Source organism: Chitinophagaceae bacterium, from assembly GCA_030053935.1.
GTDB lineage: Bacteria > Bacteroidota > Bacteroidia > Cytophagales > JASGCU01 > JASGCU01.
Genome location: JASGCU010000035.1, coordinates 1 through 11,613, shown reverse-complemented (window position 1 = coordinate 11,613; position 11,613 = coordinate 1). Strand labels below are relative to the sequence as shown.

General features: G+C 29.7%; 9 protein-coding genes. 5 read left to right on the top strand and 4 right to left on the bottom strand.

What is annotated here, in order from left to right; translation table 11 throughout:
• Nucleotides 1–802: 802 nt before the first annotated feature.
• Nucleotides 803–2,203, bottom strand: a complete 1,401-nt coding sequence (gene glmM / locus QM536_05190) for a phosphoglucosamine mutase (protein MDI9356404.1) — start codon at nucleotides 2,201–2,203, stop codon at nucleotides 803–805.
• Between the two features lie 124 nt (nucleotides 2,204–2,327).
• Here glmM and sufD point away from each other — a divergent pair, with 124 nt between their 5' ends.
• The 4 genes from sufD (at nucleotide 2,328) to QM536_05170 (ending at nucleotide 5,965) form a co-directional block, all read left to right on the top strand.
• Nucleotides 2,328–3,635 carry a Fe-S cluster assembly protein SufD gene (sufD, locus tag QM536_05185; protein MDI9356403.1) on the top strand — a complete coding sequence of 436 codons (1,308 nt, stop codon included), beginning with the start codon at nucleotides 2,328–2,330 and terminating at the stop codon, nucleotides 3,633–3,635.
• 18 nt (nucleotides 3,636–3,653) lie between these two features.
• The gene (locus tag QM536_05180) at nucleotides 3,654–4,007 is read left to right on the top strand and encodes a hypothetical protein (protein MDI9356402.1); all 354 of its coding nucleotides are present in this window, start codon (nucleotides 3,654–3,656) and stop codon (nucleotides 4,005–4,007) included.
• Complete coding sequence (locus tag QM536_05175) at nucleotides 3,929–4,645, top strand: hypothetical protein (protein ID MDI9356401.1); 717 nt, start codon at nucleotides 3,929–3,931, stop codon at nucleotides 4,643–4,645. The genes QM536_05180 and QM536_05175 overlap by 79 nt, the downstream gene beginning before the upstream one ends.
• Nucleotides 4,646–4,717: 72 nt before the next feature.
• Nucleotides 4,718–5,965 (top strand): glycosyltransferase N-terminal domain-containing protein, encoded by a 1,248-nt coding sequence (locus tag QM536_05170; protein MDI9356400.1) that lies wholly within the window; start codon nucleotides 4,718–4,720, stop codon nucleotides 5,963–5,965.
• 279 nt (nucleotides 5,966–6,244) lie between these two features.
• Here the strand turns inward: QM536_05170 and QM536_05165 are convergent, their stop codons facing one another.
• From QM536_05165 to QM536_05155, 3 genes are read right to left on the bottom strand one after another with little or no spacing between them, the layout of a single operon-like run.
• Nucleotides 6,245–6,373, bottom strand: a complete 129-nt coding sequence (locus QM536_05165) for a hypothetical protein (protein MDI9356399.1) — start codon at nucleotides 6,371–6,373, stop codon at nucleotides 6,245–6,247.
• A gap of 54 nt (nucleotides 6,374–6,427) precedes the next feature.
• Entirely contained in the window at nucleotides 6,428–7,789 is a 1,362-nt protein-coding gene (locus QM536_05160; GenBank protein ID MDI9356398.1) for a glycosyltransferase, read from the bottom strand.
• A gap of 6 nt (nucleotides 7,790–7,795) precedes the next feature.
• Nucleotides 7,796–9,532 carry a hypothetical protein gene (locus QM536_05155; GenBank protein MDI9356397.1) on the bottom strand — a complete coding sequence of 579 codons (1,737 nt, stop codon included), beginning with the start codon at nucleotides 9,530–9,532 and terminating at the stop codon, nucleotides 7,796–7,798.
• A 720-nt stretch (nucleotides 9,533–10,252) separates the two neighbouring features.
• On the opposite strand from QM536_05155, the gene QM536_05150 reads away from it, so the two are divergent.
• Nucleotides 10,253–11,263 (top strand): glycosyltransferase family 9 protein, encoded by a 1,011-nt coding sequence (locus tag QM536_05150; protein MDI9356396.1) that lies wholly within the window; start codon nucleotides 10,253–10,255, stop codon nucleotides 11,261–11,263.
• Nucleotides 11,264–11,613 lie beyond the last annotated feature (350 nt).

The following is an 11,613-nucleotide window of genomic DNA, read 5'->3' as shown; positions in this document are numbered from 1 at the left end:
TAATTTTATGCAAAATAATAAAAAAAAACTTATTAAAGAATTGTTTTTATTTTCATAAAAAAAAATAAAAAATAAGGTAATTTTTTTATATTAATCACAATAAAACTTTTTTTTGGAATAAATGTGTGCTGTAATCTCTTTTATGTAATAGAAGGTGGGTTCTAAAAATTGAGTTATTCAAAAAAAGTGTTGGTAACTATTGGTTTTTAAGGGATACAGTTTTAGGATTTGAATTTTTAGACCCATCATAAAAAACTTTATCCTAATATTAAGATATTTTATTTTTTACTTTTATTTTTTTTGAAAAAGGAACTTTATATGAGCCAACCATAAATAAAAATTCCTGAAAAATATTGAGATGGCTTCATTGTATTTGTATTGTTAATGAGTTTGATATTACAAATATGTACGTAAAGGTTAAAACATAAAAAACATGAAAACATTAATTTTTTAAGAATTCGTTTATGTAATTATTTACTATCAATCTATATTTTCTTGTATTATTATTTTGTAACTATTTAGCTACAAACGAATGAGTGGTAAGATTATAGAAATTGGAATACGAACATTTTCTAAATTCCAAAGTGCTAGCATTTATTTTACACCATCGGGGCATTATTGTGGGTATATACATTGTTATAATATATCATCCCTTCGGGATAGAGTTCTATTTGGTTAATCTTATTTTCTATAAAAATTTTATCCTATTGGGATTTGTATAAGGTCATTTTTTATTATGATTAAAAATAGTAGATAAATAGTTGCGAAATAACTTATAACTCATTTTAGATTATAATTCATTTTAGAGTTTCGTATAAGATGAGCTCAGTATCTCGTTTATATCTATTACAAACTTATGGGTCATATTTTGTGCTATGGATTGGGATTGGGATTCTGCATAGATTCGTATGATAGGTTCGGTATTTGATTTTCTGAGATGTACCCAATCTTTTCCAAACTCTATTCGGAGACCATCTATTGTGTTTTGAGGATTTTGTTTATATTTTTTTTGTATCTCTGCCAAAATGTTATCTATGTTTATAGCATTGTCTATTTCTATTTTATTTTTAGAAATGTAATAAGAAGGGTATTTCCTTCTTATTATGAAAGCATTTTGTTTGGAAGAGGCGAGATAGGAAAGGAATAGAGCTATTCCAACCAGAGCATCTCTTCCATAATGGAGTTGAGGTAGTATAATACCTCCGTTTCCTTCTCCACCGATGACAGCATTACATTCTTTCATTTTTTCTACCACATTAACTTCTCCCACTGCGGAGGGAAAATACTTTCCACCGTGCTTTTCGGTAATGTCTTGTAATGCACGGGTAGAGGAAAGATTTGATACGGTGTTTCCATGTGTTTTTTGAAGTACATAATCCGCTACTGCTACGAGGGTATATTCTTCCCCAAAAGGTTCTCCATTGCCACAGACAAAAGCAAGTCGGTCTACATCGGGATCTACAGCAATTCCTAATTCATATTTTTCGTTTTTCATTTCAGAAATGAGTTGAGATATGTTTTCAGGGAGTGGTTCGGGGTTATGAGAAAAATGTCCATCGGGAGTGCAGTTTATTTTTTTTATTTCTTTGACTCCTAATTTTTCTAGGAGCATAGGAACAGCTATACCTCCTGTAGAATTAACCGCATCTATTACTATTTTAAATTTTGCTTGTGTTATTGCTTCTTTTTCAACCATAGGAAGTGATAGGATAGATTCTATATGATATTCTAATGCTTTTTCTACAAAAGTATATTTTCCTAATGTATGAGTAGATGCGTATTGAAAAGATTCTTTTTCTGCTATTTGGAGTATTGTTTCCCCATCTTGTGATGAAATAAATTCTCCATTCTGATTTAAAAATTTGAGAGCATTCCATTCTATAGGATTATGACTCGCAGTAATAATGATACCACCTCCTGCCTTTTCTTTCATGACTATCATTTCTACCGTGGGAGTGGTAGAGAGTCCTATATCTATAATATCTATTCCCATTGACCGCAAGGTAGATGCTACCAAAGCAGATATTATTTCTCCCGATATTCGGGCATCTCTTCCTATTACTACAACGGGAGTATTTTTGAGAGATGAAAGCCATTGTGCGTAAGCAGATACATATTTGACAATATCTACGGGAGTAAGAGCATATCCTACTTTCCCTCCAATAGTACCTCTTATTCCTGATATAGATTTTATTAATGACATATTTTTTGAATTTATGAAAATGATTTATTTTATTTTATGTAATAAGTCGTTATTATAAGATTTTTTGTATATTTGGCTTACTTTGCAAAAATGAATATACAAAACTACAAATCAAATATAAGAAATGATAGAAAATAATATAGAAAAAGAATTTAAAAAATTAGAAAAAGATATTGCAGCAGACTCAAGTATTTTTTTGTTAGAGAAAAGAAAAAAATCTTTTGACTTCCTAAAAAACAAGAAAATCCCTCATCAAAAAGACGAAGAATATAAATATACTCCTCTTTCTAAATATATAGAGAACATCTTTGAGTATACAAAAAAAAATATATACCCATCGCAAAAAGATGAATATATATTTCCTTTTGTGGATTATAAAAAAATGTATGTATCTATTTGCAATGGTTTTTTTGAATACTCAAAAGGTTTTGAAAATTCAGGAGTTATTTGTATGGATTTAGAATCCGCATACAAAGAATATACAGATGATTTTATATCTTACTTTGAAAAAAATACAGAAAAACACAGAGATTTTTTTGCGGATATGAATACTATATTTTTCCAAGGAGGAGTTTTTCTAAAAATACCAAAAGGATTACATCTCAAAGAACCTATTTTTTTTCATTTCAAAACCATTCATAAAGATGAAAACATGACTCAAACATTTTTTAGAAATTTTATAATAATGGAAGAAAACACCACCTGTGATATAGTAGAAATACATAATTCTTCGGAACACTCTCAGCATTATAATAATATAAGAGAAGAAATTATCTGCAAAAAAAATTCAAAGACCACTCTTCTAAAAATACAAATGAGTAGTAATGAAACCTTACAGATAGATAATACGAGTATAATTCAAGAAAAAAACTCTATTTTTACAGCATATACTATGAGTTTTACCGGTAAAATAATAAGAAATAATATGAACATATCTTTAGGCGAAGAAAATACAGAATCAAATATGTATGGGATATATTATCTCAAAGGAAAAACATTAGTAGACAACCACACAACGGTAGACCATAAAAAGCCAAATTGTGTTTCTAATGAGCTTTATAAAGGTGTTTTAAATGAGCATTCTCAAGCCGTTTTTAATGGAAAAATATTAGTACAAGAAGGAGCACAAAAAACAAATGCCTATCAAAAAAACAAAAATATCTTGCTATCCCCTGAAGCAGTAATCCATACAAAACCACAATTAGAAATATTCGCCAATGATGTGAAATGCTCACATGGATGCACTATCGGACAACTTGATGAAGAACAACTCTTTTATTTGTTATCCCGAGGTATTGATAAAAAAAATGCTACCGCTCTTTTAATAGCAGCTTTTGTAAATGATATTATCTCTCTTATTCCTATACAACTAAAAGATACCAGAGATTTTTTACAAGAAAAAATACTCCAAGATATTTCTATTTACAAATAAAAATATACATACTATACTATGAACAAAACACCAGTCATCATTCCAAATCCTATATACGATGTGTCGTTTCGCTATCTGATGGCAGACGATGAGTCCGCAAAGTTAATCATCTCTACTCTTTTAGGGAAACATATTATCCATTTATCTCGCAAGAATCATTCCCTTCCATATATAAAACAGCGAATGGAAAAAGATAGCGAAGCAGGAGTAAAAATGATGCACTTAGATTTCAACGCTACTATTCAAACCGAAGAGGGAGAACAAGCAGTCATTATAGAAATGCAAAAGTCCGAATGGACAGGAGGCGATGTGTTTCGTTTCAAGAGATATATCCAAGAAAACTTCAGCCAAAAAAAACTTCCCAAGTCATAGATAAAAAAACCGGAAAACTGTCTTTTAGCTACGAACCCATCATACTCATACCTATTTTTATACTCGATTTTTGCATTGAAAAAGAAATACATGACCCTATTATCAAGACAAACAGAAAAAATGTTGGTTTTTTTACGGAAAAAGAATTGAAAGAATCTAATTTTTTTATAGATAATCTGTCATACAATATGGTAACCGTCCAGATTCCCAATATCAATAAAATACCAAAATCAATGTATGAAAGAAATCCAGAAAAAGAAAAGATTTACCATCTTTTAGAAATCTTTAACCAAAAGAATATAGTAAATGGGGATAAAAGATCACTCAAATTAGAGAAGTATGATATTTCTTTTGAACGTATTGTCAACCGTCTTATTTCTGCAAGAGAAGAATATCCCGAACTTGCTATAGCAATGGATGAAGAAGATAATTATCTCAATGATTTCAAATTGGTAACTATCCAAGCTTCCAACGCGAGATACGATGCAGAACAACTTAAAAAGAATATTGCTCAAATAGAAAAAGAAAAAAGAGAACAACAAAACAGAGCCGAAAGATCCGAGCAAGAAAAAATAAAAGCAGAGCAAGAAATAGTAAAACTCAAAACAGAGTTAGAAGCATTCAAAAATAAATTATAAATTATGAAAAAACAGATAAGAAAGTTTTAAAAATTGATATTTAGAACTTTTCTAAAATAAACAACAAGAGATATGCTCGGAATGATAGTATATAGAATAGGAATTATGGTTCTTTTTAGTATAGGAAGATGTACTTCACTGTTTCATAAAAAAAAAAAAATCTTTTTTGCAGGTCAAAAAAATATCTTTACAATACTCAAAAATATACGTATAGATAATAGAAAAGTAGTATGGTTTCATGCGGCTTCTTTGGGAGAATTTGAGCAGGGACGCTCTGTTATTGAAAAACTAAAAAAAGAGCAAAAACATATTTTTATACTCCTTACTTTTTTCTCTCCGTCAGGTTATGAGGTCAGAAAAAATTATAAATACGCAGATTGTGTTACTTATTTACCCATAGATACCCATAGAAATGTAAAAAAATTTTACGATTTGGTAAACCCCGATGTAATTGTCTTCATAAAATACGAATTTTGGCTTGGGTATATTGTAGAAGCCAACGTAAGGAATAAAACTATTATCCTCATATCCGCTCTTTTTAGAAAAGAGCAGATATTTTTTCGGTGGTACGGCGGTCTCTTTAGAAAAGCACTCCGTTCTTTTTCTCACATATTCGTTCAAAATAAACAAAGTAATGATCTACTTGCTTCTATCGGTATCCCATCAGAAATATCGGGTGATACAAGATTTGATACTGTATGGGAAATAAAAAAACAAAAAAAAGAATACCCTATAATAGAAAGATTTAAAATCCTTCCCATATTTATCGCAGGGAGTGTTTGGGAAAGTGATATGTTCTTGCTCTATCCCGTAATAGAAAGGTTTCAAGGAATACTTCAATTTATTATCGTTCCCCATGAAATAAATACGAAATTTATAGAAAGTATAGAAAATAACCTCCCTTCTATTTCCACAACTCGTTACTCCATTTTTGAAGATATGTATTCTAAAAAAACCGATGTGTTAATTATAGATAATGTAGGAATGCTCTCATCACTCTATGCTTTTGCTGATTTTGCATACATAGGCGGGGCTTTTCATAAAGGATTACATAATATATTAGAAGCAGCTGTCTTTGGTATCCCTATTTTTTTTGGCAAAAATAATTCTCTTTTCAAATTCCATGAAGCGATACAATTAATAAAAAAAAAATCTGCCTTTGCTACCCAAAACCCAAAACAACTCAGTGATTCACTTTTATTTCTTCTCCAATATAATGGAGAAAGAGAAACTATATGCAAAACAGTCCTCCAATACGTAAAAGATAACTTAGGAGCATCGAATATGATTTATAGATATATTATCGCTTCTACTTTTTAAATCTATTATTATAGAGGGGTTCTAAAAATTCAAATCCTAAAAACTGTATTTCTTAAAAATCAATAGTTACCAACATTTTTTCTTTGAATAAATCAATTTTTAGAACCCTCCTATATAATAAACTGTCATGTTTCATAATGTTATTTCGCAAAAATAACTCAAACACAAATATACAACATTTATTTTTGATTTTTTTACAATATAATTTTTTAAAAAAATATTCTCTTTTTATTGTTTGTAAAAAGAAAATTTTCTAAGGGTAGCAAAAAAAACTTGCAACTATATAGTTGTATCCTGAAATGCTCTTTCTATTTGGATTTGTGCTTTGGATAAAGGATTATTATAAAACCAAAGGAAACGTCTGTAAAGAGCCTCCTTTTTTTGTCCCGATACAATGATTTCTATCATTGTTGATGAGTAAGGGGCTCATGTCTCATTGTTTTTCTTTCATAAAAACCCCATTCAGTAAAACTTTACTTTTTTGAGAGCAAATAAACACATATTTAAGAGTAAAAATCCGTGTCTGAAACGAGATATATTGGTTTCTCCGTATGTTCTTTCTTTGTAATGGATAGGTATTTCTATCATTTTTAGGTTGAGTTTGTGTGCCCCAAAAATCAAATCAAAGTCACCAAAAGGGTCGAAGTTTCCAAAGTATTTTTTATTTTTTACTAATCGGTAATAATCTGTTCTTCGGATAACTTTTGTTCCGCAGAGAGTATCTTTTATGGGTTGTTCTAATATCCAAGAGAATGCGGAAGAGAAGAATTTATTTCCTAATTTATTGAGAAAACGCATTGCTTGTTTTTCCATAGGATAGGTAAGACGGTTGCCAAAGATAAATTCTCCATAGCCTAAATGTATGGCAGAGTAAAACTTCGGTAGTTCTTCGGGTTGAACGGTAAGGTCGGCATCTAGTATCATAAGAATATCTTTTGTTGCTATTTCAAATCCTTTCCATACCGCATTTGCTTTTCCTTTTCCTGTTTGTTGAGCAATTTTTATAGTTTTGGAATTGTATTTTTTTTGGATTTCTTGTATTTTTTTCCATGTATCATCGGTAGAGTTCCCTTCTATAAAAATAATTTCCATATCGGGAGTAAAGTTTGGGATCCGTTTTATTGCATTTTCGATATTTCCGCTTTCATTTCGAGCAGGTATTATGATACTGACAGAGAGGTCATTTTTATCTTTTGTTTGAATAGGTCGGGCAAAAGAGAAATAGTTTATTGCAAAGCTATTTATGATGGGTAATTTGGCAATATATGTATTTAAAAGAGTAGAAACAAAAGGGATATAAAATGGAAATATCATTCTTCGCGAAGATCTGTATGTGTCAAATCCTGAAAGGGATAAGAGATTATGTATGTCTCTTAAGCTGAGCCAGTTTTGATAAGTCGTAGGGGTTTTTAATCGTAAAAATTCTAAAAATTTTGCAAACGGCTCCCATAAATGATTATAATAGGTAATAATAATTCTGGTTTGCGGATGGCATATTTTGTGTATCCCTCTAAAAGTATTTTCAATGTCTTTCAGGTTTCCAATAAGATTAGCAAGTATTATAACATCAAATGTTTGTTTTAATTCTATATTTTCTGAATCCATGCAGTGGAATGAAATATTAGGATATTCTTTTTTTGCGGTTTCTATTTTTGAAATATTGGAATCTATACCTGTTTTTTGCTTTCCTGCAATTTTATGTATCATGTATCCATTTCCGCACCCCACCTCTATGACAGAGTCATCGGGATGGATAAAATAATTGCAGTAATGTATAATATCTTGGAGGTAATATTTTTGGAGTGTTTTTTGTATTTTTTGCATAAATAATTATTGTATTATTTCATATAGGTAACAAGGTTCTTCCGTTCCTTCTGTACGGATAAGTTTTAATTTTTGTGGGTATTTTTCTGAAAATGGTATTAGAAACCTGTGAATGGTATTGATAATATTTCCATCTTTTTTTCCGGTACTTCGCAAATTCGCTAATATAATATGAGTAATACCATTTTTTTGTATGATATGAAAAGCTGAATCGGGATGGGTCATGTTATCAAAGAGTGGATCGGGGTATGGGGTTTTATACATAGGGTAAAATTTCTTCCCATCTGAGTAAATAAAAGACATAGAAGCTTTTCTACAGACAGCTACACTTTGTGGGGAGAGATTTTTTCCGCACCATTCGCTCATCTTTAAGTAGTTAACCCAATCTTCTGTGTATCCGGCGTATTTATCCCCTTTCAAATTTTTTATCAGTGTAGGAATATTTGATTTTATTGCTTTAATAGTTCCTATAGTATTACATAAAAGAATAATACAGATAAAAAAAACATAGAAAAAAGGGAGTTTTTTTGAGAATATTGTATATATTCCTAAAAATAAAGTAAGGAGTATTATGAAAAAATAAGGAGTTATTAATCTTATTTGTTCCCAAAAAGGTTGTAATACTAAAAAAGTAAACCCCAATGCACAAAAGAGAAAGAGAGAAAGAAAAAAATACAATTTTTGTTTTTTAAGGAAACTATTTATAAAAAGAGAGGAAAAAAGAATGACTATAAAAAGAGACAAAACTATATAAATAATATGTGATGGATTACGGTTTACAAAATCCGGAGAGAGTATATAAAGTGATTCCATAAATCTTTTTCCTAAGTAGAGTTCTGTGTTTTCTAATAATCTTATTATAAATCCATACATATCTTCTGTTCCTTGGGAGGAATCGTATGGATGCTTTTGCAGAAGAGTTCCTGCTTGCTGAGATGAGTTGGAAGTGGCTAATTCTCCCCAAAGAGTTATTTTTATAATTTCATACAATATTTTTATAAGTCCATACATAGTGAGTATTTTAAGACCGTTTATAAATTGTTTTTGAAATAAAAAATATATGAGTGTAGAAAAGAGTACCACTATACCCGCTGTTTTTACAAAAGAGCAAGCAAATATCAATAAACATAGTCCATACACAAAAAATATTTCTTTTTTGGAAGTAATTCTTAAGCTCGTTTCTTGAAATTTCAAAAACTCTAAAAAACGAAAAAAAACGAAAAAAAACATTGCTAAAAACATCATAAAGAAGGCTTCGCTATACGTTTGAGAAGCAAAGAAAAGCGATGTTTTATTAAAAGCAATAATATATAAAGCAGGAAAAGTAATTATATAAGGAATTTTTCCACGGACTGTTTTATAGAAAAAATAAAAAGCAAATCCATAAAAAATGAGGGATAGACATTTAAGGAGTATAACATGGATACCAAAGAAAGAAATAGGGATTGCTAAAAATAATGGGTATCCGGTTGCTTGGAAACTAAAATAGTAGTGAAAAAAATTTGTAGCATATCTATATCCGCCTTCTATATAATTAGAGTCGTCGCCGCCTTCGTCTATTCTTACTCTAAAAAGTAATAAAGCACTCATAATACAGAGAAGGAATAAACTCGTATATATTTTGTTTTCGTTCTTTTGTAACCAATGTTCGATGGTATCTATGAATGTATTTTTTGGTTCTGTGGGGATTTGTATATGTATTTTCTTTACTTCTTTTTTTGTGAATGTTTTTTTCTTTTGCATACAATTATATTATTATCTGTCATGTTTCATAACGCTATTCCACAAAAATAAAATAAACATGAATTTAAAACATTTATTTTGAGTCCACTCTGAAAAGTCAATTTTACAAAAATATTAAGTTTTAAAACTATATGATAATCAACCCGTTACAAAATTATAAATGTATCAAAAGTGATTTTTCGGAATCGGATTGGACTCATTTTTGAAGTTCTACAATATAATCTTTTTTTTTGAATTTTAATTTTTATTTACAAAAACGATTTAAAAAAATTTAATAACAAAAGTAATTTTGATCCAGCGCCGAAAAGTCGTTTTTACGTTGTATTTGTAAACAAAGATTGTTAATTATCTTCCATTTTGGTGATATACTTGTTCCATTTTTAATTTTTTGTTAGTACATATTAAAAACAGAATATTTTCATAAAATATAAATGTAGATAGTTTTTTTATTTTTAAGTTTTTAGGTAGTAAAGCACACAAAATAATTTAAATTACAAAAAAACTGAAGTATTTTTATTTTTTTATCTTTCAAATATAATACATTTGTATACCAAGAGAATGAAACTATACATTTAATTTAATTTGTAATAAGTAAATCTTGCATCGTTTTTATTTTTCTACGTCCACACATTATAATGTTTGTTTTTTGTATATATTGTAATTATTATTCATAGTTCAAAATATGGTCATTAAAGCTATTCTATTAAGTAAAAAAATACTATGAAAATTCTTATCATTCGTTTTTCTTCTATGGGAGATATTGTATTGACGACTCCCGTGATTCGTTTGCTTAGAAAAAAGTTTCCCGAGAGTGAAATACATTTTTGTACCAAAATGGCATTTAAACATCTCATAGAATCCAATTCTTTTATAGACAAGATTTATACATTAGAGGACTCTCTTTTCCTGCTCATTGGGCAGCTCCGTTCGGAAGACTATACTTATGTGATTGACTTGCATAAAAATATACGGTCATTGATTATAAGTATTTTTTTATGGAAAAAAACAATGCGTATTCGTAAATATGCGCTTCAAAGGTACCTCTATATCCAATGGAAATGGGACTTTCTGCCCAAGAAAAGAATCTCTGATAGGTTCATTGATGTTCTCAAAACATTGGAAGTATATGATGATGGACAAGGATTAGATTACTTTATAGACAAGAATTATAGTTTGGATACGCTACCACACACTCATAAAGATGGGTTTATAGCAATGGTTATAGGTGGCAATTATTATACTAAAAAACTGCCTCTTGATAAAATAATAGAGTTGTGTAAAAGCATTTCTTATCCCATTATATTAATAGGAGGAAAAGAGGAGAAGTCTACGGGGGACTTGGTAGCGAAGAACGTGGGGATTGAAAAGGTATGGAATAGATGTGGGGCTGTTTCTGTGAATGAAAGTGCTGATATAATTAAGAAAAGTAAGTTGGTTATCACCAATGATACGGGGATGATGCACATAGCATCGGCATTTCAGAAAGATATTTTTGTTTTTTGGGGGGGGACTTCTCCGAAACTGGGCTTTGAGCCTTATTATGGTTTTGCTAATAGAAATAAAAGTAAAAATTTTATAGTTTCAGACCTTTCCTGTCAACCCTGTAGCAAATTCGGAACGCATAACTGCCCGAAAAAACATTTTGCTTGTATGAATCTTCAGAATATAGAAGCAGTAGTGAAAGAAACGGTGTTAGTATTAGAAAAAAAATGTAATTTTACTCAAAATTAATGCAACGTATTTATAATAACGAAGTATAATTTTGGATCTATAACAAAGGATATCAGATTTATTTTTTTTTTAATTTTCTATATCCCCATTGCAATGGTTTTTGAAGTTTGAGTTTTTCCATGTAATTTTTTCACCTTGTATTTAAATTTTTTTCTATGAGTGCATTGCATACCATTCATATGGTTGTAAACAAAGAAGCTGTCCCAAACTTTTCGGACAGCTCCATAGTGTTTTTTCAATTTTTAATTATTTTTTCTACCTTCAAAACCTCTCTTTTTTCTCCATACACAACCAAAACATATTCTCCTTTGGGTAACTTTCTCACATCTACTTTCAGCCCTAATTCATAA

Coding starts and splice junctions, on each gene's coding strand:
- QM536_05165 (MDI9356399.1), bottom strand. CDS start 6,373: ATGATAGAAATCATTGTATCGGGACAAAAAAAGGAGGCTCTTTACAGA.
- QM536_05180 (MDI9356402.1), top strand. CDS start 3,654: ATGAACAAAACACCAGTCATCATTCCAAATCCTATATACGATGTGTCG.
- QM536_05170 (MDI9356400.1), top strand. CDS start 4,718: ATGCTCGGAATGATAGTATATAGAATAGGAATTATGGTTCTTTTTAGT.
- glmM (MDI9356404.1), bottom strand. CDS start 2,203: ATGTCATTAATAAAATCTATATCAGGAATAAGAGGTACTATTGGAGGG.
- QM536_05160 (MDI9356398.1), bottom strand. CDS start 7,789: ATGCAAAAAATACAAAAAACACTCCAAAAATATTACCTCCAAGATATT.
- QM536_05150 (MDI9356396.1), top strand. CDS start 10,253: ATGAAAATTCTTATCATTCGTTTTTCTTCTATGGGAGATATTGTATTG.
- QM536_05155 (MDI9356397.1), bottom strand. CDS start 9,532: ATGCAAAAGAAAAAAACATTCACAAAAAAAGAAGTAAAGAAAATACAT.
- QM536_05175 (MDI9356401.1), top strand. CDS start 3,929: ATGGACAGGAGGCGATGTGTTTCGTTTCAAGAGATATATCCAAGAAAA.
- sufD (MDI9356403.1), top strand. CDS start 2,328: ATGATAGAAAATAATATAGAAAAAGAATTTAAAAAATTAGAAAAAGAT.